At 66.3% G+C, this 24376-nt stretch carries 26 protein-coding genes; 9 read left to right on the plus strand and 17 right to left on the minus strand.

Going from position 1 to position 24376, the window contains the following annotated elements; translation table 11 throughout:
* Positions 1–14: 14 nt before the first annotated feature.
* Positions 15–626 (plus strand): gamma-glutamylcyclotransferase, encoded by a 612-nt coding sequence (locus I6F37_RS27020; RefSeq protein WP_109142250.1) that lies wholly within the window; start codon positions 15–17, stop codon positions 624–626.
* A gap of 97 nt (positions 627–723) precedes the next feature.
* On the opposite strand, the gene I6F37_RS27025 is transcribed toward I6F37_RS27020, so the two are convergent.
* The 4 genes from I6F37_RS27025 to ftsE form a co-directional block, all read right to left on the minus strand.
* Positions 724–1494 (minus strand): 1-acyl-sn-glycerol-3-phosphate acyltransferase, encoded by a 771-nt coding sequence (locus I6F37_RS27025; RefSeq protein WP_225128577.1) that lies wholly within the window; start codon positions 1492–1494, stop codon positions 724–726.
* An 11-nt stretch (positions 1495–1505) separates the two neighbouring features.
* Positions 1506–2210, minus strand: a complete 705-nt coding sequence (locus tag I6F37_RS27030; RefSeq protein ID WP_225128576.1) for a YdcF family protein — start codon at positions 2208–2210, stop codon at positions 1506–1508.
* Between the two features lie 282 nt (positions 2211–2492).
* Positions 2493–3461: an ABC transporter permease gene (locus tag I6F37_RS27035; protein ID WP_035996909.1), complete on the minus strand. Its 969-nt coding sequence runs from the start codon at positions 3459–3461 to the stop codon at positions 2493–2495.
* Positions 3454–4113 (minus strand): cell division ATP-binding protein FtsE, encoded by a 660-nt coding sequence (ftsE, locus tag I6F37_RS27040; protein WP_057028593.1) that lies wholly within the window; start codon positions 4111–4113, stop codon positions 3454–3456. Before ftsE ends, I6F37_RS27035 begins: the two co-directional genes overlap by 8 nt.
* Positions 4114–4293: 180 nt before the next feature.
* Between ftsE and I6F37_RS27045 the strand changes: the two genes are divergently transcribed.
* Both I6F37_RS27045 and I6F37_RS27050 read left to right on the plus strand, forming a co-directional pair.
* Positions 4294–5172 carry an MJ0042-type zinc finger domain-containing protein gene (locus I6F37_RS27045; RefSeq protein ID WP_225128574.1) on the plus strand — a complete coding sequence of 293 codons (879 nt, stop codon included), beginning with the start codon at positions 4294–4296 and terminating at the stop codon, positions 5170–5172.
* Positions 5173–5209: 37 nt separating this feature from the next.
* Positions 5210–5584: a response regulator gene (locus I6F37_RS27050; protein ID WP_035996894.1), complete on the plus strand. Its 375-nt coding sequence runs from the start codon at positions 5210–5212 to the stop codon at positions 5582–5584.
* 160 nt (positions 5585–5744) lie between these two features.
* Here I6F37_RS27050 and I6F37_RS27055 read toward each other — a convergent pair whose 3' ends face one another.
* Positions 5745–8402, minus strand: a complete 2658-nt coding sequence (locus I6F37_RS27055) for a TIGR02302 family protein (RefSeq protein WP_225153190.1) — start codon at positions 8400–8402, stop codon at positions 5745–5747.
* 169 nt (positions 8403–8571) lie between these two features.
* Between I6F37_RS27055 and I6F37_RS27060 the strand changes: the two genes are divergently transcribed.
* Positions 8572–8955, plus strand: a complete 384-nt coding sequence (locus tag I6F37_RS27060; RefSeq protein WP_225128570.1) for a carboxymuconolactone decarboxylase family protein — start codon at positions 8572–8574, stop codon at positions 8953–8955.
* A gap of 223 nt (positions 8956–9178) precedes the next feature.
* The gene (locus tag I6F37_RS27065; protein WP_225128568.1) at positions 9179–10069 is read left to right on the plus strand and encodes an NAD(P)-dependent oxidoreductase; all 891 of its coding nucleotides are present in this window, start codon (positions 9179–9181) and stop codon (positions 10067–10069) included.
* Between the two features lie 131 nt (positions 10070–10200).
* Here I6F37_RS27065 and lysA read toward each other — a convergent pair whose 3' ends face one another.
* The 3 genes from lysA to argH form a co-directional block, all read right to left on the minus strand.
* Positions 10201–11466, minus strand: coding sequence for a diaminopimelate decarboxylase (lysA, locus tag I6F37_RS27070; protein WP_035996848.1), 1266 nt, complete (start codon positions 11464–11466; stop codon positions 10201–10203).
* 23 nt (positions 11467–11489) lie between these two features.
* The gene (locus I6F37_RS27075; RefSeq protein WP_035996882.1) at positions 11490–11783 is read right to left on the minus strand and encodes a lipoprotein; all 294 of its coding nucleotides are present in this window, start codon (positions 11781–11783) and stop codon (positions 11490–11492) included.
* A 94-nt stretch (positions 11784–11877) separates the two neighbouring features.
* Positions 11878–13275 carry an argininosuccinate lyase gene (gene argH, locus I6F37_RS27080; protein ID WP_225142845.1) on the minus strand — a complete coding sequence of 466 codons (1398 nt, stop codon included), beginning with the start codon at positions 13273–13275 and terminating at the stop codon, positions 11878–11880.
* 100 nt (positions 13276–13375) lie between these two features.
* Here argH and I6F37_RS27085 point away from each other — a divergent pair, with 100 nt between their 5' ends.
* On the plus strand, positions 13376–14041 hold the full coding sequence (locus I6F37_RS27085; protein WP_225113053.1) for a TlpA disulfide reductase family protein: 666 nt from the start codon (positions 13376–13378) through the stop codon (positions 14039–14041).
* A 4-nt stretch (positions 14042–14045) separates the two neighbouring features.
* Here the strand turns inward: I6F37_RS27085 and I6F37_RS27090 are convergent, their stop codons facing one another.
* From I6F37_RS27090 to I6F37_RS27115, 6 genes are all read right to left on the minus strand, one after another.
* A complete protein-coding gene (locus I6F37_RS27090) occupies positions 14046–14240 on the minus strand; it encodes a hypothetical protein (RefSeq protein ID WP_036020754.1) in 195 nt (64 codons plus the stop codon).
* A 204-nt stretch (positions 14241–14444) separates the two neighbouring features.
* Positions 14445–15326 (minus strand): 3-hydroxybutyryl-CoA dehydrogenase, encoded by an 882-nt coding sequence (locus I6F37_RS27095; RefSeq protein ID WP_035996839.1) that lies wholly within the window; start codon positions 15324–15326, stop codon positions 14445–14447.
* Positions 15327–15520: 194 nt separating this feature from the next.
* The gene (locus I6F37_RS27100; RefSeq protein ID WP_225128565.1) at positions 15521–16465 is read right to left on the minus strand and encodes an electron transfer flavoprotein subunit alpha/FixB family protein; all 945 of its coding nucleotides are present in this window, start codon (positions 16463–16465) and stop codon (positions 15521–15523) included.
* Positions 16465–17214: an electron transfer flavoprotein subunit beta/FixA family protein gene (locus I6F37_RS27105; RefSeq protein WP_109142244.1), complete on the minus strand. Its 750-nt coding sequence runs from the start codon at positions 17212–17214 to the stop codon at positions 16465–16467. Before I6F37_RS27105 ends, I6F37_RS27100 begins: the two co-directional genes overlap by 1 nt.
* A 126-nt stretch (positions 17215–17340) precedes the next feature.
* Positions 17341–17925: a cob(I)yrinic acid a,c-diamide adenosyltransferase gene (locus I6F37_RS27110; RefSeq protein WP_225128563.1), complete on the minus strand. Its 585-nt coding sequence runs from the start codon at positions 17923–17925 to the stop codon at positions 17341–17343.
* 2 nt (positions 17926–17927) lie between these two features.
* On the minus strand, positions 17928–18122 hold the full coding sequence (locus I6F37_RS27115; RefSeq protein WP_036020744.1) for a twin transmembrane helix small protein: 195 nt from the start codon (positions 18120–18122) through the stop codon (positions 17928–17930).
* A 312-nt stretch (positions 18123–18434) separates the two neighbouring features.
* Here I6F37_RS27115 and I6F37_RS27120 point away from each other — a divergent pair, with 312 nt between their 5' ends.
* A complete protein-coding gene (locus I6F37_RS27120) occupies positions 18435–19328 on the plus strand; it encodes a YihY/virulence factor BrkB family protein (protein WP_109142243.1) in 894 nt (297 codons plus the stop codon).
* On the opposite strand, the gene I6F37_RS27125 is transcribed toward I6F37_RS27120, so the two are convergent.
* Complete coding sequence (locus I6F37_RS27125) at positions 19255–20508, minus strand: ATP-binding protein (protein ID WP_225128560.1); 1254 nt, start codon at positions 20506–20508, stop codon at positions 19255–19257. The genes I6F37_RS27120 and I6F37_RS27125 overlap by 74 nt on opposite strands.
* Before the next feature lie 101 nt (positions 20509–20609).
* Entirely contained in the window at positions 20610–21482 is an 873-nt protein-coding gene (gluQRS, locus tag I6F37_RS27130) for a tRNA glutamyl-Q(34) synthetase GluQRS (RefSeq protein ID WP_225128559.1), read from the minus strand.
* A gap of 184 nt (positions 21483–21666) precedes the next feature.
* On the opposite strand from gluQRS, the gene I6F37_RS27135 reads away from it, so the two are divergent.
* A complete protein-coding gene (locus I6F37_RS27135; RefSeq protein ID WP_225128557.1) occupies positions 21667–22320 on the plus strand; it encodes a DNA-3-methyladenine glycosylase in 654 nt (217 codons plus the stop codon).
* Here the strand turns inward: I6F37_RS27135 and I6F37_RS27140 are convergent.
* On the minus strand, positions 22317–23204 hold the full coding sequence (locus I6F37_RS27140; RefSeq protein ID WP_225128555.1) for a LysR family transcriptional regulator: 888 nt from the start codon (positions 23202–23204) through the stop codon (positions 22317–22319). The two genes, I6F37_RS27135 and I6F37_RS27140, sit on opposite strands and share 4 nt — an antisense overlap.
* A 181-nt stretch (positions 23205–23385) precedes the next feature.
* On the opposite strand from I6F37_RS27140, the gene I6F37_RS27145 reads away from it, so the two are divergent.
* A complete protein-coding gene (locus I6F37_RS27145) occupies positions 23386–24360 on the plus strand; it encodes a nitronate monooxygenase family protein (protein WP_225128592.1) in 975 nt (324 codons plus the stop codon).
* Positions 24361–24376 lie beyond the last annotated feature (16 nt).

Below are 24376 nucleotides of genomic sequence, written 5' to 3' on the forward strand. Positions count from 1 at the left end.
TAGCCGTCCCCGAAATGTCCGAAATCACCCTCCCCTCCGTCACCACAGCCAAGGGCGACCTCTGGGTGTTCGGCTACGGCTCGCTGATGTGGCGGCCGGGCTTCGATTTCGAGGAGCGCGTCCCGGCGCGGCTGGTCGGCGAGCATCGCGCGCTCTGCGTCTATTCCTTCGTGCATCGCGGCACGCCGGAGAAGCCGGGCTTGGTGCTCGGACTCGACCGCGGCGGCGCCTGCCGCGGCATCGCCTTCCGCGTCGCCGAGAAGAACCGTGCCGAAGTGGTCGCATATTTGCGCGCACGCGAGCAGGTCACCTCGGTCTATCGCGAGGTGATGCGCTCGGTGTGGCTGGAGAACGATGCACGCCAGCGCGTCGCCGCTCTCGCTTACGTCGTCGACCGCGGTCATGTGCAATATGCCGGCCGCCTCTCGCTGGCCGAGCAGCACCGCCATGTCGTCCAGGGCCACGGCCAGTCCGGCGCCAACCGCGACTACGTCACCGCGACGGTGAAGGCGATCGAGGCCGAAGGCTTTCGCGACACGCAGCTGCATCAGCTTGCATTGATGCTGCACGGTGATGCGCATTCCCTGCACGCGGCGGCTCGGGACCAGGATCGGGAAAGCCGCTAAAGCATGACCCGGAAAAGTGCGAAGCGGTTTTCCGGAAAGATCATGCGTAAACAACAACCTAAAGCGCGATGAAGATTCATCCCAATCTCATCGCGCTTTAGCCGGTCGGCGCGTAGCTCGGCGCCGAGCCGATCAACTGCTCCTGCTCCTTCCGTCCTGCTTCGACGAGCCGGGCGGTCGCGTCCTCGATCGCCGCTTGCACGCGTGCGAGAAACTCGTCCTTCGGCAGGCCCGGCGGCAACGGTTCGAGAAACTCGACCACCAGCGTGCCCGGATAGCGCATGAAGGTGCGGCGCGGCCAGAACAGGCCGGAATTGAGCGCGATCGGCAGGCACGGCACGCCGCAGGAGGAATAGATCTGCGCAAAGCCGGTCTTGTAATCGGGCGGCGCGCCCGGCGCACGGCGCGTGCCTTCCGGAAAGATCACGAGCTGCTTTCCACTGCGCACCGCCTCGCGCGCGCGCCGCGTCATCTCGAGCAGCGCCTTCACGCCGGCATTGCGGTCGATCGCGATCATCCCGGTCTTGACCAGGAACTGGCCGAACACCGGGATCTGCATCAGCTGGCGCTTGAGGATGAAGATCGGCCGGTTGAAGAAACCCGGCAGCACGAAGGTCTCCCAGAACGACTGATGCTTGGCCACGATCAGCAGCGGTCCTGTCGGGATCTTCTCCACCCCGCGGAATTCCACCTTGATGTTGCAGACCAGGCGCATCAGGACCAGCGTGGCGTTGGCCCACCATTGCGCCACCGTCAGCATGGCGCGCGGCGGCAGTGCAAAGGTCGGCAGCGCAACGATCGCCAGACAGACCAGCACGGCGTAGAACAGCACGTTGAATACGAGCGATCGCAGGAAAATCAGGAACATCGATGGTCCGATCAATTGGCCTGCGCGGTGGCGGGCCGCTTCGGTTGCTGACCTGCAGGCTGCTCCGACATCTCAGGCCAAAGGTCAATCCCGAAATCCTCCAGCCGCACCCTGAGCTCGGCCGCAAGGTACTTGACGTATTCGGACAGGAGCAGCCGCAGCGTCGAGCCTGAGATCCACCACGGCTCCTCGCGCCATTTTTCGCCGACCACCGCGAACGGGATCAGCGTCGTCCGCGGCATCGCATGCGAGAATTCCACCAGCGCGCGCGGCATGTGATAGTTCGAGGTAACCACGATCAGAGACGTAAACCGGCGCCCCTCGGCCCAGCGCCGCGCCTCCGCGGCGTTGCCGCGGGTCGAGAGCGCGGTGCGGTCGAGGTCGACGCAGCAGGTCATGAAGGACTGATTCTCCGGCAAGGTGCGGGAGATGTCGTTCGCCGTCGAGGTCGGATGCACGCCGGAAATCAGGAGCCGCCTGCCGTAGCCGGCAGCCAGCAGCTCCATCGCGTCCGATACCCGCGAGGAGCCGCCGGTCAGGACCACGATGCCGTCCGCCTTGCGATCGGGTACTTTCTCGGCCCCGCGCAATTGCGCCAGGAACGCAATGAAGCCCGCCGCCGCGCCGACGAAGGCGAGCGCGATCGTCGACACGATTGCCGCGCGCAGCCAGCCGCGCGGCAGTTTCGGCGATCGATCGTCGGTCGGCGAGCTCATGCGATGTCGGTGATCCCTTCCCGATCTGATTTTATGACGTTTTGAGGCGAAGTGGAGTCCGGTTTCTTCACCCTCTCCCCTTGTGGGAGAGGGTCGCATAGGCGGCCGCCGGCCGCCGTTCTTAAGAATGCCGATGCTTTGCATCGGCTATGGCGAAAGCGGCGAGACGGGTGAGGGGTTCTCTCCGCGCATTCACCTCGACATCTGTACGCGTGGACAGAACCCCTCCTCCGGCGCTTCGCGCCACCTTCTCCCACAAGGGGAGAAGGGAAGAAAAGAAACTCAATCAACATCATTCAATGTCGCGAACAGCGTTTGGCGCGAGGCGACTGCGGTAATGGCGCCGATCAGGACGGCCTGAACCGCGAGCACGATGTAGCCGGAAGGGCGCAGCGAGAAGGTGCCGAGCAGCGCGGCGAACTGGTCGCCGACGGGAGTCCCGGAAAACCAGCCTGCGATGGACTCGGAGAAGCCGAACATCAGCATGGCGGCACCGCCGCCGATCACGCCGCCCTCCAGGCCCAGCCTGAGGAAATGACGCAGGAAGTGGTTGGCGATGTAGCGGTCGCCGGCGCCAACGAAATGCAGCACCTCGACGATCGGACGGTTCGCCGCCATTGCGCCGCGCGTCGCGAACGACACCGAGATGATGGTTGCGACGATGACGAGCGCGAGGATGCCGAGGCCGGCCAGCACGGTGGCGTTCGTCATCAGGCGCATGCGCTCGATCCAGGCGCGGTGATCGTCGACGCTGGCGCTAGGGGCGACCTGCGCCACGCGCGCGCGCAAGGCGCCGAGATCGAGCGGCGTGCCCGGCTGCACGCGCGCGATGATCATGCGCGGCACCGGCAGATCGTCCATCGACAGGCCGGTGCCGAGCCAGGGCTCGAGCAGCTTGCCGCTCTCGTCCCTGGTGAACGGCTTGACCTCGACGATGCCGGCTTGCGTGCGCATCGCTTCCGCCACGGCGGCGGTGTCGCGATCGAGATCGCGGCCGGCCTGCGGACGAATCTGGATGGTGATTTCGCTCGCGACATCCGACTGCCATTCGGCGGCGGAGGCACTCACCAGCAGCACCGTGCCCGTGGCCATCGAGGCGAGGAACGTCATGATGGCGACCACCGCGAGCAGCGCTCTGCCGTGGATCGAGGCGCGCGGCACGATCGGCGACATGTTGCGCGCCTTGGCCGGAAGCTGCGGACGCTCCTGCCCGAGATCGACCAGCACGCCGCGCTCGTCCAGCCTACTCATAGACGTGCAGCCGTCCCTGGTGCAGCACCAGGCGCCGCGCCTCGTACTGGTCCATCAGGCCGATGTCGTGGGTCGCGATGATGACGGCGGTGCCTGATTTGTTGAGCTCGATGAACAACCGCAGCAGCCGACGGCCGAGCGTCGGATCGACGCTGCCGGTCGGCTCGTCCGCGAGCAGCAGCTGCGGCCGCGAGATCACGGCGCGCGCGATCGCGGCGCGCTGCTTCTCGCCGCCCGACAGGATCGGCGGCAGCGCGTCCATGCGGTCGCCGAGGCCGACCCAGCGCAACAGATCGATCACCTCCTTGCGGTAGCTCGACTCGCTGCGGCCCATGACGCGGAATGGCAGCGCGACGTTCTCATAGGTCGTCATGTGATCGAGCAGGCGAAAATCCTGGAGTACGATGCCGATGCGCTTGCGCAGGTCTGCGATCTCGTCCTTGCCGAGCTGCGAGATGTCGTGGCCGAACAGATTGACGAGGCCCCGCGTCGGTCGATGCGACAGGAACAACAGGCGCAGCAGCGACGTCTTGCCGGCGCCGGACGGTCCGGTGAGAAACTGGAAGGAATGCGCGGGGATCTGGAAGGTGAGGTCGCGCAAAATCTCCGGCCCCAGACCGTAACGCAATCCGACATTTTCGAACCGAACCAAGCTCAGCTCCGTTCGAGAGGAGGCGCGGGCCGCCTTGCGGCGCTCCGCCATACGCGATCAACGGGTTTTGCCGCCGTTATGGTTTCCGGTTCGTTAACGGTCGCCCAGTAGCATAAGGGGCGCCCGGTCTCCGCGACCGTGGCATCGTCAAGACCTTCGTTCATGCATCAAGGCTCGTCCATGCATATCGTCTGCCCCCATTGTATGACATCCTACGCCATCAAGCTCGCGAGCCTTGGGGCGAACGGGCGGGCGGTCCGCTGCTCCCGCTGCAAGGAGACCTGGATCGCCCACGCCGAGGATGCTATCGAGGAGGCGTCCGTTCCGGCCATGGCCGCGGCCAGCCGAGCCGACGACCAGTCCGACCTCGCCGAACAATGGAACTCCTATGCCAAGGACGACGGCGCCACTGATACGCCGGTCGTCGATAGTCCCTCGATCGCCAGCGACTGGCCGGATGAGGAGACCCGCGAGACTGAGGACGAATGGTCGGCAGCGGCCCGGCAGGCCGAAGAGGAGGCCGTCGGCGCGCAACACCAGTCCTGGTTCCGCAGCCTGTTCCCCCGCCGCGGCGCGCGGGTGAGCCGCCCGGTCGCCACCACAGCTCCGCGCAAATCCTATCTTGGCCTGCCGACCGCCTGCGCCGCGATGGGCGCGCTGGTGCTGGCACTGGTGCTCTGGCGCGGCGACGTGGTGCGGCTGCTGCCGCAGACGGCAGCGTTCTACAAGATGGTCGGGCTCGAGGTGAACTTGCGGGGTCTCGCCTTCAAGGACGTCAAGCTCTCCAGCGAGACCGTGGACGGTAAACAGGTGTTGGTGATCGAGGGCGTCATCGTCGGCGAGGGCAAGAAGCCGCTCGACATTCCGCGGCTGCGTTTTGCCGTGCGCGACGCCCAGGGCGCGGAGATCTATGCCTGGAATGCGGTGCTGGAGCAGACCGTGCTGCGGCCAGGTGAGCGCGCCTTCTTCCGCTCGCGCCTGGCCTCACCGCCGCCGGAAGGCCGCAACATCGACGTTCGTTTCTTCAACCGGCGCGACATTGCCGGCGGCAGCGTATAATCGCCCCCCAGGGGAGGTTGATACCAAGGTTCGTCTCATGCCGAAGATCTTGATCGCCGACGACGAGGATTCGATGCGCGCGCTGGTGGCGCGCGCCATTGCCATGGACGGCCACGAGACCGTCACCGCCCAGGACGGCGCAGAGGCGCTGGAGATCCTGACCCGCGAGGATGGCGCCTTCGACCTGTTGCTCACCGACATCCAGATGCCGGTGATGGACGGCATCGCGCTGGCGCTCTCCGCGGCGCGCGATTTTCCCGACCTGACCATCCTGCTGATGACCGGCTTCGCCGACCAGCGCGAGCGCGCCTCGAACCTGAACGCGCTGGTGCATGACGTCGTGACCAAGCCGTTCTCGGTCGCCGATATCCGCACGGCGGTCGCCGACGCGCTGGCGGCGAAGAAGGGCTAGCGTCGGCATTCGCCACACATGCCGCTGTCATGCCCCGCCTAGTGCGCAATTGCGCACGGGGGGCGGGGCATCCAGTACGCCGCTGCTTCTCGATTCAATCACTGCGGTCTCGGCGTACTGGATCGCCCGGCCAAGCCGGGCGATGACACCGAGTGTGGAGTTAAAACTCCTTCAGCAGCCGCTCGAGATAGTCGAGCTCGATCTGCGGCCGCGAAGGATCGCCGAGACGGCGGCGGAGCTCTTCGAGAATGCGGCGGACACGCTGCGTGTCGATCTCGCCGGGAATCTTGACTGTATAATCGTCGCCATATTCGCGCCCATGCAGCGGCCGGCCGAGCGGATCGGTCTGGTTGCCGCCGCTCTGCTGCCGGCCGGCACGCTGGCCGGGGCCGTCGCCCTGGCCGTCGCCATCGCCCTGCTGCATCGCCTCGGCCATCTTCTGCGCACCCTTGCGCATGGCGTCGAGTGCCTTGCCCTGCGAGTCCACGGCGCCGTCGGCATTACCCTCGCCGAGCTTTGATCCGGCATCGCCCATGGCACCGTCGGCTGCATCCAGGCTGCCGTCATCGCCCTGGTCGCCATCCTGATCGCCGTTCTGGCCGGGCTGGCCCTGCTCGCCTTGCTGACCCTTCTGGCCCTTCTGGCCCTGCTGACCCTTCTGCCCCTTCTGAGTGAGGCCGCGCTTGGCAAGCTCGTCCTGCAGCTTCTTCAGGCGGTCGCGCAGTCCCTGCTGGTCCTGCTGCAGCTCCGACATGGACTGATCGCCCTGCTGCTGCTTGCCGCGCGAGCGGTCGCGCCGGGAATCCTGGCCCTGCTTGAACGTCTTGTCGCGCAATTGCTGCTGCTTGCGGATCATGTCGCCGAGCTCATTGAGCGCCTGCTCCATGTCACTCTCGCCGGACTGCCCCGGCTGCGCCATCTGCAGGCCTTCCAGCATCTGCTGGAGCTGGTCGAGCAACTGCTTGGCCGCATCCTTGTCGCCGGAGCGCGACAGGCGCTCCATCCGATCGATCATGTTCTGCAGATCCTGCTGACGCAGGACCTTGGTGTTCGGATCGAGCGGCCGCGCCAGCTGCTGCGGGTCATTGTTGTTGCGGAACTGCTCGGCGAGCTGACGCATGAAATCGTTCAGCGCCTGACGCAGATCCTGCGTGAGCTTCTTGATCTCCTCGTCGCTCGCGCCGCGCTCCAGCGCCTGCTTCAGCGCTTCCTGAGCCGCGCGCAACGCCTTCTCGACGTCGGAGATCTTGCCGTCCTCGATCGTCACCGCAAGCGCCCACAGGCTCGCCACGACCTCGCGCAAGGCATCGTCGGTACGCGCCGCTTCGAGCTGCCGGGCCACGCTGTGCAGTCCGAGATATTGTCCCGGCTCCGGCGTGAACATCTCGGGCGCGATCATCAGCCCGTCGAGCGCGGCATAGACGTCCGAATTCTTGTTGGCGTCGAGCGCGAGGATGCGGCGCTGCTCGATCAATGCACGGGCCAGCGGCTTGGTGAAGAGCCGCTCGGGCAGGCGCATGTTGAACGGCTCGCTGGCGGCCTCGTTGCCGGCCTCGTCCTTGGCCGTGAGCGTCAGCGTGACCTCGGCGCCGGCATAGGGATCCTCGCTGAGATCCTTCACGGATTGCCCGACGCCGTTGCGGGTGCGCGCATTCGGCAGCGCGAGCGGGAATTTCGGCGGCTGGAACAGCGGCCGCGGCGCCGTGCTGTCGCCATCACCGGCGGCGGCCTTCGGACCATCCTTGGGGCCATCCTTGGCACCATCTTTGGCGTCGGTCGGCCGCGGGGCGAATTTCGCCTCGGCGCCGGTGACGCCGTAATCGTCCTCGATCTTGTAGGAGAGCTGGAGCGCGCCGCGCGCCTGGCGCTCCGGGTCCTTCGCGAGCGCGATCGTCGGCGGACGATCCGGCGTGGCGGCGAAGGCCCATTGCGGCTGGCCGGAGGGCGCCCGGACATGCGCGGTGCCGTCGCCGGAAATCGCGAAATGCCTTTCGTTGGTCCCCTTGGGGCTGGCTTCGGCCGGGGCGACCTCCTTGAGGCCGCCGGAGACGGCGACATCCAAATTGCCGCCGGAGGAGCGCACGATCAGGGTCGAGCCGGCGGGAACGGCAAGCGGGCCGCTGGCGGGCAGCGCCGCGGCTTCCTTGTTGGCGGCCGACAGGATGACCGGCGGCCTACCCGTGTAGAGCGGCGGCGTGACCCAGGCATCGACGCGAACATTGGCCGGCGCCAGCACCCCGTTCCAGTCGAAGGCGGCGCCAAGGCGCATCGCACGCTCGTCACCCGCGGCAAAGAAGGTCGCGACCAGCATCACCATGACCAGAGCCCGGAGCGCCCAGGGGTCGTGAAGCGCGAGTCGCGGGTGCGGCACACCGGCGCGAATGCGCTTAATGGAGGCAAGCGTCCGCTCGCGCTGCGCCTGCCACAGCGCCTGCGCGACCGGGTCCTGTGAGGTCAGCGTGTCCGTGAGCGTGGTGGCCGGGCGGTGCCGGATGCCGGAGCCACGGTCGAGCCGGGCGAGCGCTTCTTCGCGGCTCGGCCAGCGGAAGCGAATCAGCGGGAACAGGGCGGCCGCCGCGATCGCGGCGAAGAGGGCGAGACCGACGGCCCTGGCCGTGAACGGCAGCGCCAGCCAGAGGCCGGCCCAGGACACCACCAGGAACAGGCCGACGACGGTCAGAAGGCGCGCCGCATTGGGCCAGGCACGCTCCCACGCGATGGCATAAGTTGCCCGATCAAGGGCCTGCGCCAGCTTCAGCCGCGACAGCGCATCGCCGTTGCGGATCGGGTCTGACGGCTCGGGGGGGACGCCGTTCAATCAACTCTCCAGGTTGCCCGGTAGAGCAGAGCCTATCACAACGGCAGCACTGAGGCATCCGTTCCCGTACGGGAGCGCCTCCTTTTCCCGCATAACACGAGGACGTGACTGGCCGGGTGCAACCCCGTAATTTCCGCGCGCCAATCTCGAGGGAAACGAAGGAAACGCCATGGACAAGAAGATGCACGACAAGGGCCTGGAAGTCCGCAAAGCTGTGCTGGGCGAGGCCTATGTCAAAAACGCCCTGAAGAACGTCGACGATTTCAACCGCCCGTTCCAGGAGATGCTCAACGAATATTGCTGGGGCACGGTGTGGGGCCGCGAGGAGCTGCCGCGCAAGACCCGCAGCATGCTCAACATCGCCATGATCGCGATCCTCAACCGTCAGCACGAGTTTCGCGCGCACCTGAAGGGCGCGCTGACCAACGGCGTCACCCGCGAGGAGATCCGCGAGATCCTGATGCAGGTCGCGATCTATGGCGGCATGCCCGCCGCGGTCGACAGCTTCCGCATCGCGCGCGAGGTGTTCGCAGAGATCGACGGGAAGGCGTGAGACCCAGCGCCAATCTCAACTGTCGTCCCGGGGCGCGCGAAGCGCGAGCCCGGGACCCATAGCCACAGGACGATGTTGCTACGACGACTCGGAGCGGCGCCTTTGCGGGACGATTCCTCCTTGTTGTTATGGGTCCCGGGCTCATCGCTTCGCGATGCCCCGGGACGACGAGCGGAGAACGATCGCCGCTTCACGTACAACGACGAAGAGATAAGGAAACACCATGGACATCGGATTCATCGGGCTCGGAAACATGGGTTTCCCGATGGCGCGGCGGCTGATCGAGGCGGGGCACAGGCTCGTCGTATTCGACACGCGCAAGGAGGTTATCGGCAAGCTGGTCGCGCGCGGTGCCCTTGCCGCGTCGTCGCCGAAGGACGTCGCTGACCAGGCCGAGACCGTCATGGCGAGTTTGCCTTCGCTGCAGGCTTCACTCGACGTCGCAACGGGAGCGAACGGCGTGATCGAGGGCAGGCGCGCCAAACGCTTCGTCGATCTCTCCACCGTCGGCTCGGCAATGGCTGTGAAGATTCACGGGCTGCTCGCCGAGCGCGGCATCGTGCAGATCGACTGTCCCGTCTCCGGCGGCGTCGGCGGCGCCGAGAAGGGCACGCTTGCCGTGATGGTGTCAGGCCCGAAAGCCGAGTTCGCGCTGCTCAAGCCCGCGCTCGAGGTGATCGGAAAGGTGTTCTTCATCGGCGAGAAGCCGGGCGCGGCGCAGACCATGAAGCTGGCCAACAATTTTCTGTCGGCGACCGCGATCGTAGCGACGTCGGAAGCCATGGTGATGGGCGTGAAGGCCGGGCTCGATCCCGCCGTGATGATCGACGTCATCAATGCCGGCTCGGGCATGAACACCGCGAGCCGCGACAAGTTTCCGCGCGCGGTGCTGCCGCGCACCTTCGACTTCGGCTTCGCCACGGGATTGATGGTGAAGGACGTGCGGCTGGCGCTGGAGGAGATGAAGCAGCTCGGCCTGTCGATGGAGGTCGCCGACGCGGTCGGACGGTTGTGGGAAACGGTGATCAGCGCCGAAGGCGCCGAGTCCGATTTCACCGCGGCGATCAAGCCGATCGAGAAGAAGGCGGGTGTGATCGTAGGCGGAAAAAACTGACGTTCAGCGAAATAGCGCGGTCGTGCTAAATTTACCCGACAGTTCAAGCGGTTTTGCCCGACGACCACGCATCATCGCGAAAGCCCCGGTCTACTGTGCATGGGGTTGTTTTGCAGGTTTTGGTAGCGGCCTCACAGCCACGGCGCCGGCGTGTCCATAGCAATGAGCTGCTCCACCTCGATGCGCGGGCGCACCACGGCGTATTGGTCGCCCTTCACCAGCACCTCGGGCACCAGCGGCCGGGTGTTGTAGGTGCCGGCCTGCACGGCGCCATAGGCACCGGCGGTCATGATGGCGAGGAGATCGCCGGGCGCGGGCGTTGGCAGCGTGCGGTCGAGGGCGAGATAATCGCCGGTCTCGCAGACCGGGCCGACGACATCGGCCTTGATGGTGGCGGCGCCCTTGGCCGGCTGCTTCACCGCCAGGATGTCGTGATGCGCCTCGTACAGTGTCGGGCGGATCAGGTCGTTCATGGCCGCGTCGATGATGACGAAATTCTTGCCGTCGCCGTGCTTCACATAGATCACCTTGGCGACCAGAATGCCGGCATTGCCGACGATCATGCGGCCCGGCTCGAACATCAGCGTGCAGCCGAGATTGTGGCTGACGCGCCTGACCATGGCGGCATAGGCGGCGGGCGCAGGCGGCGCCTCGCGATCCATGTAATAGGGGATGCCGAGACCGCCGCCGAAATCGACGTGGCTGATGTCGTGGCCGTCCGCCCGAAGGGTCTGCACGAATTCGGAGAGGATGCGGAACGCGGTCTCCATGCCGGACAGGTCGGTGATCTGGCTGCCGATATGCACGTCGGTGCCGGTCACCTTGATTCCGGGCAGCTTCGCCGCGCGCGCATAGACCTCGCGGGCATGCACGATCGGGATGCCGAACTTGTTCTCGGACTTGCCGGTGGAGATCTTTGCGTGCGTGCCGGCATCGACGTCGGGATTGACGCGGAGCGAGATGCGCGCGGTCTTGCCCATCTCGGTCGCGAGGCGCGACAGTAGTTCGAGTTCCGGCTCGGATTCGACGTTGAGGCAGAGGATGTCGGCGGCGAGCGCCGCGCGCAGCTCTGCCTCGGTCTTGCCGACGCCGGAGAAGACGATCTTGCTGGCGGGAATGCCGGCGGCCAAAGCGCGCTTCAGCTCGCCGCCCGAAACCACGTCGGCGCCGGCGCCGAGCTTGGCCAGCGTCCGCAGCACCGACTGGTTGGAGTTCGCCTTCATGGCGTAGCAGACCAGCACCTTCTCGCCGGCAAAGGCCTCGGTGAAGACGCGGTAATGCCGCTCCAGCGTTGCGGTCGAATAGCAGTAGAACGGCGTGCCGACGGTGGCGGCCAGCTCGGACAGGTTCACCGCCTCGGCGTGCAGCACGCCGTTGCGATAGTCGAAATGGTTCATGGCGCAGGCTCGGTTGTCCCGGCTTATTTCTTGCCGGGAGGTTCGTCCAGGAGCGGGTCGAGAATAAACGATTTCTTCCGGCCCTTGGCCGCCGCGGGCGCAGCATCCGCGCTGGCCGTGGGTTCGAACAGGCTCGGCGCCTTCTGGGCCGCGGTCTCGGGCTCGACGGGTGCGGCGCCGGTGGCTGCGGGGGCGTTGGAGGCGGTCGGCGGCAGATCCAGCGGGCCCTTGCGGCCGCAACCTGCAAGCGCGAGCGCCGTCAGGCTCAAGACAATGATGGCCCACCCCGAGCCGGCCGGGCGAAACTTTGACGTCACGACGAAAATCCCCACTACGCGCGGCGCACCATACAGAGATTGGCGCGTTCTGGCGAGAGCCGGATGACCATGAAACATAAGCGAAATTTTGCCCTCAGCCCAATTTTCGCTCTTTTTCCAGCCGCTTGGCCCAGGCCTTGGCCTGGGACGCCACGTTCTTCGGCGCGGTGCCACCAAAGCTGGTGCGGCTCTTCACCGACGATTCGACCGACAGCACGCCGAGCACGTCCTTGGTGATTTTGGGCTCGATCGCCTGCATCTCCTTCAGCGGCAGCTCGTGCAGTGCAACGCCTCCCTCGGCGGCCTTGGCGACGATGCGGCCCGTGACGTGGTGCGCCTCGCGGAACGGCATCCTCAGCGTCCGCACCAGCCAGTCGGCGAGGTCGGTCGCCGTGGCATAGCCCTCGCCCGCGGCCGCCTTCATCTTGGGTTCGTCCGGAACGAGATCACGGACCATGCCGGTCATGGCGCGGATTGCCAGCGACAGCGCGGCAAAACCCTCCATGGCGCCCTGCTTGTCCTCCTGCATGTCCTTTTGATAGGCGAGCGGCAGGCCCTTCATGACGATCAGGAGGCCGTTGAGCGCGCCGATGACGCGGCCGGTCTTGGCGCGCACCAGCTCGGCGGCATCCGGGTTGCGCTTCTGCGGCATGATCGAGGATCCCGTGGTGAACTTGTCGCTGAGCCGGATCATGCCGACCAGCGGCGAGGTCCAGATCACGATCTCCTCGGCAAAGCGCGACATGTGCACGGCGCAGATCGCGGCGGCCGACAGCGTCTCCAGCACGAAGTCGCGGTCGGAGACGGCATCGAGCGAGTTCGCCATCGGGCGGTCGAACAGGAGCGCCTTCGCGGTGGCATGGCGGTCGATCGGGAACGAGGTGCCGGCGAGCGCAGCCGCGCCCAGCGGCGATTCGTTCAGGCGCTTGCGGGCGTCCTGGAAGCGGCCGCGGTCGCGCGCCGCCATCTCGACATAAGCCAGCAGGTGATGGCCGAACGTGACGGGCTGCGCCGTTTGCAGATGCGTGAAGCCGGGCATCACGGTTGCGGCGTGCTCCAGCGCGCGGTCCACCAAGGCCTGCTGGAACGCGGCGAGCGCGGCATCGGTCTCGTCGATGACGTCGCGGACGAACAAGCGGAAGTCAGTCGCGACCTGGTCGTTGCGCGAACGCGCGGTGTGCAGCCTTCCGGCGGCCGGGCCGATCAGCTCCGACAGGCGGCTCTCGACATTCATATGGATGTCCTCGAGCGCGCGCTTGAATTCGAAGCCGCCCTTGCCGATCTCTGACAGGATTGTGTCTAGACCCTTGCCGATATTTTTCGCATCAGAAGCCGTGATGATGCCCTGATTGGCCAACATCGCGGCGTGGGCCTTGGACGCGGCAATGTCCTGGGCGAAGAGGTGACGATCGACGTCGATGGAGACGTTGATCTCTTCCATGATCTCGTCGGGGCGTTCCGAGAACCGGCCGCCCCACATCTTGTTGCTCATGATCCCCTGCTCACGCCTGATTTGCCGCACGTTTGCTGGCCGCGGCCAGCCGTATTAAGAGGCCCCTGATAGCCATATCTGCGACCGGATGACAAACGATATGCTCGACCAGAAGCCCTCCGCCACGCGCCGCATCCCCTTCGTCATCGCCGCCGTGGCGATCGTCGGGCTGGCCGGCTTCGCCGCGCTGTACGGGCTCGGCCCGAGCCGGGCGCCCTTGGGCGATCCGACCTGCAAGGCGGCGGTGGCGACGGCGCAGAAGATCGCCCCGCTCGCCCATGGCGAGGTGGCGGCGCTGACCATGGCGAGCGCCCCGCTGAAGCTGCCCGACCTCACCTTCGAGGATGCCGAGGGCAAGCCGAAGAAGCTGTCCGACTTCCGCGGCAAGACCCTGCTGGTGAATCTCTGGGCCACCTGGTGCGTGCCCTGCCGCAAGGAGATGCCGGCGCTGGACGAGCTCCAGGGCAAGCTATCGGGCCCGAATTTCGAGGTGGTGGCGATCAACATCGACACCCGCGACCTGGAGAAGCCGAAAACCTTCCTGAAAGAGGCCAACCTGACCCGGCTCGCCTATTTCAGCGACCAGAAAGCCAAGGTGTTCCAGGATCTTAAGGCCGTGGGACGGGCACTGGGCATGCCCACCTCCGTGCTGGTCGACCCGCAGGGGTGTGAAATCGCGACGATCGCGGGGCCGGCGGAATGGGCGAGTGAGGACGCGCTCAAGCTGATCCGCGCGGCAACCGGCAAGGCCGCCGCGGCGCTTTAAGGGTTTAGGCCGTCACATTGAGATTGCCGCCGACGCCGGGGGCGACATTGGCGAGCGAGGGCTGGCCGGTGCCGAGCAGCGTCAGGACGGTGGATTTCTCCATATCCGCGTTCTGCTTGGTCAGCGTCGCCGCGATATTCGACTGCAGCGCGCCTTGCTGCGCGGCCAGCATGCTGCTGACCATTGCCATCATGTCCATTACGCGAACCCTCTTACCGGCCGTAACCTAGGCGCGAGAGGTTAACGCGACATGAATTGTCATGGAGCAGTACGGGCAATCGTGTCCCGGACAAGGGGCGGCACGCAAGTGACGCACCGCAGAGCCGGGACCTAGCCTTCAGCGCGCGGCTCCTGGGCCTCGGCTCTGCAGCGCTCCGCGCTGCGTCCGGGGCACAAGACCACCTTACCGCGTCGGCACCGGCTTGGCGCCGCGGTAGTCGTAGAAGCCGCGCTGGGTCTTGCGGCCGAGCCAGCCGGCCTCGACGTATTTGACCAGCAGCGGGCACGGGCGGTACTTGGAGTCGGCTAGCCCCTCGTGCAGCACCTGCATGATGGAGAGGCAGGTGTCGAGCCCGATGAAATCGGCAAGCTCAAGCGGACCCATGGGATGGTGGGCGCCCAGTTTCATCGCCGCGTCGATCGCCTCGACGTTGCCGACGCCTTCATACAGCGTGTAGATCGCCTCGTTGATCATCGGCAGCAGGATGCGGTTGACGATGAAGGCCGGGAAATCCTCGGAGACCGCGACCTGCTTGCCGAGCTTGCCGACGAAGTCCTTGGCGGTCTCGAAGGTGGCGTCGTCGGTGGCGATGCCGCGGATCAGCTCGACCAGTTCCATCAACGGCACTGGATTCATGAAGTGAATGCCGATGAAGCGCTCCGGGCGGTCGGTGGCGGCGGCGAGGCGCGTGATCGAGATCGAGGACGTATCGGAGGCGACGATCGCCTCCGGCTTCAATACGGCGCAGAGCTCGTGGAAGATCTTGCGCTTGACCTCTTCCTTCTCGACCGCGGTCTCGATGACGAGGTCGCAATCGGCGAGATCGTCCAGCTTCTCGGCTAGCTTGATACGCGCAATCGCCTTGGCCCTGTCGTCCTCGGTGACGGCCTTCTTGGAGACCTGACGCGCCAGATTGCCGTTGATGGTGGCCATGCCCGACTTGAGGCGGTCGGCCGAAACGTCGTTGAGCACCACGTCGAAGCCAGCGAGCGCCGCGACATGCGCGATGCCATTGCCCATCTGACCCGCGCCGATCACGCCGACCTTCTTGATCACTGCCGCCATATTGTCATCCACCGGAACGGCGCGCGGGGGGCGCGCCCTGCCTTTCCCCTCGAGCCGGGAGGTCCGATTTAATCAGAACCTTGGCTCGAAACCTAGATTGGATCGTCTCCAAGGCGCGCCCACGCCAAAGAAAACGCCTCAGGAACGCAGCACCGGCCGGAGTTTATACCTCCGGCCGGTGTTTTCGATGCCTTTTACTTGCCGAGCTTGCCGAGTTCGGCCGTCAGCTCCGGAACCGCCTGGTAGAGATCGGCCACCAGGCCGTAATCGGCGACCTGGAAGATCGGCGCGTCCTCGTCCTTGTTGATCGCAACGATCACCTTGGAGTCCTTCATGCCGGCCAGATGCTGGATGGCGCCGGAAATGCCGACCGCGACATAGAGCTCGGGGGCCACCACCTTGCCGGTCTGGCCGACCTGCCAGTCGTTCGGCGCATAGCCGGCATCGACCGCGGCGCGCGAGGCACCGACACCGGCCCCAAGCTTGTCCGCGAGCGGCTCGATGTACTTGGCGAAGTTCTCGCGGCTCTGCATGGCGCGGCCACCGGAGACGATGATCTTGGCCGAGGTCAGCTCGGGGCGATCGCTCTTGGCGACTTCCTCACCGACGAAAGTCGACAGGCCCGGATCGGCCGCCGCCGCCACGGTCTCGACCGGGGCGCTGCCGCCCTCGCCTGCTGCGGCGAAGGTCGAGGTGCGGACCGTGATGACCTTCTTGGCGTCCTTCGACTTCACCGTCTGGATGGCGTTGCCGGCGTAGATCGGGCGCTCATAGGTATCGGGCGCGACCACCCTGGTGATCTCCGAGACCTGCATGACGTCGAGCAGAGCGGCGATGCGGGGCATCACGTTCTTGAAGCGCGAGGTCGCCGGCGCGACAATGGCGTCATAGCCGGACGCCAGCGACACCACCAGCGCAGCCAGCGGCTCAGCGAGATCGTGCGCGTAGAGGTCGCCATCGGCGAGCAGCACCTTCTTCACGCCAGCGAGCTTGGCAGCGGCATCCGCCGCGGCCTTGGCGTTCTGGCCGGCGACCAGCACCTCGACATCCGCGCCAAGCGCGGCAGCTGCGGTCAGGGCCTTGTTGGTGGCGTCCTTGAGCGACGCATTGTCGTGTTCGGCAATCAGAAGCGTCGTCATCAGAGCACCCCGGCTTCGTTCTTGAGTTTCGACACCAGCTCGGCGACGTCCTTGACCTTGACGCCGGCCTTGCGGCCCGCGGGCTCAGCCGTCTTCAGAACTTCGAGGCGCGCGGCGATGTCGACGCCGTAATCGGCGACCGTCTTCTCCGCGATCGGCTTCTTCTTCGCCTTCATGATGTTGGGCAGCGAGGCGTAGCGCGGCTCGTTGAGGCGGAGATCGGTGGTGATGATCGCCGGTCCCTTCAGCTTCACGGTCTGCAGACCGCCATCGACTTCACGCGTCACCTTGAAGTCGGTACCTTCGACCTCGAGCTTGGAGGCGAAGGTCGCCTGCGACCAGCCGAGCAGCGCGGCCAGCATCTGGCCGGTCTGGTTCGAGTCATCGTCGATCGCCTGCTTGCCGAGAATGATCAGGCCCGGCTGCTCTTCGTCCGCAACCTTCTTCAGGATCTTGGCGACGGCGAGCGGCTCGACGGTGCCGTCCGCCTTCACCAGGATGCCGCGATCGGCGCCCATGGCAAGACCGGTGCGGATCGTTTCGGACGCCTGCGCAGGTCCAATCGAGACCACCACGACCTCGGTGGCCTTGCCGGCTTCCTTCAGGCGCAGCGCTTCCTCGACAGCGATTTCGTCGAAGGGGTTCATGGACATCTTGACGTTGGCGAGTTCAACGCCCGATCCATCGCCCTTGACGCGGACCTTGACGTTGTAATCGACCACCCGCTTTACCGGCACTAAGACCTTCATCGATCCTCTTTCACTCAATTTGGGAGGGGGGTTATCAACTGGCGCGGAACCTAAAGGCCCGATCTGCCCCGGTCAACGCGCGAACGGGTCTAATTTTGGCCTTCTGAAATGCGGGAGCGCGATGGGTCAGCGGTTCTGGCCGGGAACCCAGAGCACGTCGCCGGCGCCATTGCCGTTCACGACCCGGCTGGCCACGAAGAGAAAGTCGGACAGGCGATTCATATATTGGATGCCAGCCGCGCTGACCGGCTCGCCCGGCTGGGCCGCCAGTTCCACGATCACGCGTTCCGCCCTGCGGCATATCGTGCGCGCCACATGCAGATGGGCCGCGGCCGGCGTGCCGCCGGGAAGCACGAAGGAGGTCAGCGGCGCGAGCTTGTCGTTGAGCGCGTCGATGTCGTGCTCGAGTCGCTCGACCTGGCTCGCCACCACCCGCAGCCGCTCGGCCTTGCCCTTGTCCTTGCCTTCCCGCTCCGGCACGGCGAGATCGGCACCAAGATCGAACAGATCGTTCTGGATGCGGCCGAGCATCGCATCGAGCTCGGGCATCTCCGCGGTGTGGAGCCTGACCAGGCCGATCGCGGCATTGGTCTCGTCGACCGTGCCATAGGCCTCGATGCGCAGATCGTATTTCGGCCGCCGCTCGCCGGTTCCCAGCGCCGTCGTGCCGTCGTCACCGGTCTTCGTGTAGATGCGGTTCAGCACCACCATGATCAGCGTCCCATCGCCCAGACCGCGAGCATCGCGACGATGATCGCCACGAACTGAAGCAGCACGCGCCAACGCATCAGCTTCTGCGAGGTGTTGGGCGAGCCGCCGCGCATCATGTTGATGAGCCCGAGCAGCAGCACCAGCGCCACGGCGCCGGCTGCGGCCGGCAGGATGAAAGTACTCAGAAAAGATGCCATTTGAGGGTAGATAACACCGTGTGTGCCGGTCCGCCATCTCCCCAGCTCGTCATTCCGGGGCGACGCGGCGGGATCGAGCGAAGCGAGACCCGGCGCGTCGAGCCCGGAATCCATCGCGCCACTTGCGCCGCGGCTAGATGGATCCCGGCCTCGCGCTGCGCGCGCCCCGGAATGACAAAGGGGGCTTCGCGAACTGGCTTTTGGGCCAAGAATATCAGATGGTAGCGCGATGATTTTTCGATTTGCGCCCATTGCTTGTTCTCCTGGCCTCTCCCTACGTTCAGAAGGAGACAGCAGCGGCGTAGGTGCCAAGTGAAAGCCATCCGCTACATCTACTGCGTCGCTGAGGACGCGTTCTACACGTTCCTCGCCGATGACGGCTGGGCGATCGCGAGCCACATCGCGCTCTCGACGCTGATGGCGCTGTTCCCATTCCTGATCGTGCTGACCGCGCTCGCCGGCTTCTTCGGCTCCAAGGAACTCGCCGACCAGGCCGCCAGCCTGATGCTCCAGGTCTGGCCCAAGCAGGTCGCCGATTCGATCTCGGGCGAGGTGCATGACGTGCTGACCACCACCCGGACCGGCCTTTTGACCATCGGCGCGGCGCTGTCGGTCTATTTCGCCTCGAACGGCGTCGAGGCGCTCAGGGTGGCGCTCAACCGCGCCTATGCGGTGGTGGAGATGCGAAGCTGGTACTGGCTTCGGCTGGAGTCGATTGCCTATACGATCATTGCGGCCTTCACAGCGCTCGCTATGGCGTTCCTGATCGTGCTCGGTCCGCTCATTATCGAGGCGGCGCGGCGCCACATTCCGCTGTTCGTCGAATCCAACGAGAGCATCCTCACCTGGGTGCGCTACGGCATCTCCATCGGCGCGCTGGTGGTGGCGCTGATCATCCTGCACGCCTGGCTGCCGGCGGGACGGCGCAGCTTCCTGCAGATACTGCCCGGCATCGTCTTCACCATCGTGGCGTCACTGATCTCCAGCATCGTGTTCGGCCAATACCTGGCCCGCTTTGCCAACAACTACGTGACCATGTATGCGGGGCTCGCCTCGGTGATCATCGCGCTGGTGTTTCTGTACTTCATCGCCGCGATCTTCGTTTACGGCGGCGAGCTCAATGCCGCGATCATCAAGTCGCGGCTTCCTCACGGCGTGTCGCTTCAAGCAGCGCAGTCGCTAAAGCCCTCGGAGACACAGGCTTGACCAGGAAGGCGTCGGCCCCGGCTTCGCGCGAGGCGGCCTCGTCCTCGCCGCGGCCGGACACGCCGATGATCGGGATCCGAGCCAGCGGCGTTGTCAGCCTGCGGATCCGCCGGATGGCCTCGATGCCGTCGATGCCCGGCAGCACCATGTCCATCAGCACCGCGTCGAATGCGCCCTGCTCCAGCCGGTTCACGGTGTCCTCGCCGCGCCCGATGAACTCGGCGTGATGGCCGAGCTCGGTCAGGATGGTGTTGAGCACGACGCGGCCGAACGGATTGTCCTCGACGCTGAGAACGCGAAGCGCAGCGGCCGGCTCGGGCTCGCTGCCGTCCTTTGCCTTGCGGGTCTTGCCCGGTCCCGCCGCGTCCAGCGACACCGTCAATGTGAAGGTGGCGCCGCCACCGCGGCGCGGAGCGACGGTGATGTCGCCGCCCATCGCCCGCGCCAATTGCTTGACCGAGGAGAGCCCCAAGCCGGCGCCGCCGAAGCGCGCGGCAATGGTGACATTGGCCTGGGTGAACGGGCGGAAAAGCCGCTTGATCTCGGCCATGGTCAGGCCGATGCCGCTGTCGGACACGGCGAAAGCGACGCCGACCCTGCCCTTTGCTTTGCCTTTGGCGGGACGCCACGGCTCGACGGCGAGGGCCACTCCGCCCTGGTCGGTAAATTTCACGGCGTTGTCGATCAGGTTCTCGAGCGCGGCGCGCAGGCGGACGGAATCACCGACCACGAGCCCTGGGATCTTGTCGGCTATCTCGACCTTGGCCTGGAGACCTTTGGCCGCGGCGCGGCCGGCCAGGGAATCGCCGGCGGTGCGGGCGAGCGCCTTGAGATCGAACAGATCCTGGCGCGGCGTGCTGCCGCCCTTCTCCGTTCTGGCAGCATCCACGAACAGCGTGGCGAGGCTCGCCAGATGCTCGGCGCCGGCCTTGATGGTGTCGGCCCAGCGCCGCTCCCGCTCGCCGAGATCGGAGGTCGCGAGCAGGTCGCTGATCGCGAGAATGCCGGTCAGGGGGGTGCGGACCTCATGGGCAAACGCGGCCAGCGCCGCCTGGACGACATCAGGCGCAGCCGCCTTGGTGCTGCGCTTGCGCAACTGGCCGGCCGCCTTGGGCCGCTTCCGAAGCGGCCGCCGCCTGGACGTCCGGGTGGTGCGCACTGGACGCGTCTTCGCCGCCATGAATCCCCTACGAAGTACCCTCTTCGAACCCCGCGCTGGCCAAGCATGGCACGGAGGAACGCCCGGAGTCACGGCGACGTTTCGCTAACCCCCAGAGAAACTTAACCTAATCCCACCAGCCGGCGGATCGCGGCAGGCGTGAGGCCGGCCGCGCGCAATTCGCGCAGACCGGTCGAGCGGCCCGATTTCGACAGCTTCCGACCCGCCTCATCGCGAATCAGCCGGTGATGGCGATAGGCCGGCTCGGGCAGGCCGAGCAGAACCTGGAGCAGGCGGTGCACCGCGGTGGCGTAAAACAGGTCCTGCCCCCGCACGATCTCGCTGGCGCCCTGGAGCGCGTCGTCGACGACCACCGAGAGATGGTAGCTGGTCGGCGTCTCCTTGCGGGCCAGGATGACATCGCCCCAGGCCTCCGGCCGCGCCGGCACCACGCCGCGCTCGCCGTCCGGCCCCTCGCCGAGCTCGTTCCAGCTCACGCCGGGGGCGTGACGGCAGGCGGCCGCCATGTCGAGCCGCAGCGCATAGGGCGCGCCCGAGGCGATCAGCCGCGAGCGCTCGTCAACCGACAGCGATTTGGCCTCGCCCGGATAAAGCGGCGCGCCGTCGGGATCGCGCGGCCACGGCCCGTCGGCCTCGCGCGCCGTGACCAGCCTTGCGATCTCGGCCCGACTTTCGAAGGCGGGATAGACGAGACTGAGCGCAGACAGCTTGTCCAGCGCAGCGCGATAATCGGCGAAATGCTCCGACTGCCGCCGCACCGGCGTCTCCCAGGCAATCCCGAGCCAGGCGAGATCCTCGTAGATCGCCGTCTCGAACTCCGGCCGGCACCGCGTCACGTCGATGTCCTCGATCCGCAGCAACAACCGCCCGCCCGTCTTTCGCGCACGATCGAAGTTGAGCAGCGCGGAATAGGCGTGGCCGAGATGCAGGAAGCCGTTCGGGCTCGGGGCGAATCGGAAAACGGGTGGTGCCATCACATGAATCTCGTCATGGCCGGGCTTGTCCCGGCCATCCACGTTCTTCGGTACCACAGACCGATGGTGTCAACGTCACGAACAAACACCACGATCACCGCTCATGCTACACAGTGCCTCGCGGTGAGAAAGACGTGGATGGCCGGGACAAGCCCGCCATGACGCTGGAGAGAACCCGCCCGCCATGACCATCCACCTCGAAACCCAGTCCGATCTCGAAGAGGCCGTCCACGCGCTGATCAAGCGCGATCCGCGGCTCAAGCCCGTGCTCGAGATCGCGGGCATGCCGGCGTTGCGGCGGCGCGAGCCCGGGTTTACGGGGCTCGCGCACATCGTCTGCGGGCAGCAGCTCTCCACCGCGAGCGCCGCGGCGATCTGGGGGCGGCTGTCGGCCGCATTCGATCCGTTCGACCATGACGCCGTGCGCCGCGCCCGCGCCGACCGGCTGGGGCGGCTCGGCCTCTCCGCCGCCAAGATCAAGACGCTCAAGCATCTCGCCCGCGAGGTCGCCGCGCAGCGGCTGAATCTCGACGTGCTCGCCGAGGAGGATGCCGACGCCGCGCATCACACCCTGATCGCGCTGCCCGGCATCGGCCCCTGGACGGCCGACCTCTACTTGCTGTTCTGCCTCGGCCACGGCGATGCCTGGCCGGCCGGCGACCTCGCCGTGCAGGAAGGCATCCGTATCGGCCTCGGCCTCAAGGCGCGGCCGACGGAGAAGCAGATGGCGCCGATCGCCGAGCCCTGGCGTCCGCTGCGCGGTGCGGCGGCGCATCTGTGGTGGAGCTATTACCGCGCGGTGAAGAAGCGCGAGGGCGTGCTCGCGGAATCGGGCTAACCCCGCAGCCGCGCGCGGTCGGTCCGGGCGCATTCGGCGACGAATTCGATTACGGCGCGCACCGCCGGCAGCTCGACGAGGTCGGGATGGGCCAGCAGCCAGAGATCCGCAACGCTGGCGAGCTTCTGCGGGGCGACGCGCACGAGATCGGAATAAGCTTCGGCGACGAAGCACGACAGCGCGGAGATTCCGATGCCGGCGCGGACCGCCGCCAGCATGTCCCCCTGGGACGAGCAGCGCATCGCCACCCTTGCCTGCCGCGTGACGACGTCGCTCCAGCGCGCAAGCTGCGCATTGGACGTCTGGTCGGCGAAGCCGATGACGCTGTGCTCCTTCCAATCGCCGCGCCTTTCCGGCAGGGACCGCCCGGCGGCATAATCGCGCGAGGCATAGAAGCCGGTGCCGAGACGGCCGATCTTGCGGCCGACCAGGTTCTCCTCCCCGGTATCGAAGGGCCGCAGCACCACGTCCGCCTCACTCCGGCGCACGCTCGCCGGAAATGGATGGGTGATGATCTCGAGCTGGATATGATCGTGCGCGCGCAGGAAGGCTGGCAAGCGCGGCATCAGCCAGTGCGAGGCCAGCGTCGCGCCGATCGACAGCTTGACGATGCCGCGCGCCTTGTGTCCACCCGCCGCCACTGCGGTTTCGGCCCGCAGCGCTGCGGCCGCCATGGCCTCGGCGTGCTCGCGCAAGGTCCGTCCATCCGCGGTCAGCGCCAGGCCATCGGCAGCCCGCGCCACCAATCTGGTGCCGAGCTGGGCTTCCAGCGCCGCGATCTTGCGGCTGACGGTGGGATGGCTGGTGTGCAGGCGGCGGGCGGCGGCGGTGAAGCTGCCGGTATCGGCGACCGCGACGAAGGTCTTGCAAAGGTCCCAATCCATCGGCGGCCCTGTTCATACCTGAATGATCGTCCGTTCATTATTGAACGGCCCGGGCGGCGCCGTCCAACCTTATAATGGGATCAAATCCGCGGCCACGGGCGGCCCATCCGCCCGCGCGACAATCAATACGGAAACGCCTCGTCATCCGCCCGCCGGCGGGGCCGCGTTTCGGGAGGACATGATGGCACTGCCCAATCTCTTGAAGGATTCGCTCGAGCTGCCCGTGGTCGGCTCGCCGCTGTTCATCGTCTCCGGCCCGGAACTGGTGATCGCCCAGTGCAAGGCGGGCGTCGTCGGCTCCTTTCCCGCGCTCAATGCCCGTCCGGTCGAGAAGCTCGGCGAATGGCTGAGCCTGATCGAAGACGAGCTCGGCGAGTACAAATCGCGCAATCCCGGCAAGAAGGTCGCGCCCTACGCCGTCAACCAGATCTGCCATGCCTCCAACGACCGGCTGATGAAGGACATGGAGACCTGCGTCAAGCACAAGGCGCCGATCATCATCACCTCGCTGCGGCCGCCGGCGGAGATCGTCGAGGCCGCGCATTCCTATGGCGGACTGGTGTTCCACGACGTCATCAACGTCAAGCACGCGCGCAAAGCGGCCGAGCAGGGCGTCGACGGCCTGATCCTGGTCTGCGCCGGTGCGGGCGGACACGCCGGCACGCTGTCGCCCTTTGCGCTGGTGCGCGAGGTCAAGCAATGGTTTGACGGCGCCGTCCTGCTGTCGGGCGCGATCAGCGACGGCTATGGCATCGCCTCGGCGCTGACGCTGGGCGCCGACCTCGCCTATATGGGCACGCGCTTCATCGCGACGCAGGAAGCCAATGCCGACCAAGCCTACAAATCGGCGCTGACGCAGCACGCCGCGCACGACATCGTCTACACCAACCTGTTCACCGGCGTGCACGGCAATTATCTCGGTCCGTCGATCGCTGCCGCCGGCCTCGATCCGGACAACCTCCCCGCCGCCGACAAATCGAAGATGAATTTCGGCTCCGGCGGCAACATGAAATCCAAGGCGTGGCGCGACATCTGGGGATCGGGCCAGGGCATCGGCCAGATCACCGATGCCCCGCCCGTCGCGGAGCTCGTCGACCGCATGAAGCGTGAATTCGATCAGGCGAGGCAGGATTTCCTGATGCGCGTCAGCGCCTGACGTCTCCAACTGAAAG

It is taken from the genome of Bradyrhizobium sp. NBAIM08, from assembly GCF_020193935.1.
In the GTDB taxonomy this organism is placed as follows: domain Bacteria; phylum Pseudomonadota; class Alphaproteobacteria; order Rhizobiales; family Xanthobacteraceae; genus Bradyrhizobium; species Bradyrhizobium yuanmingense.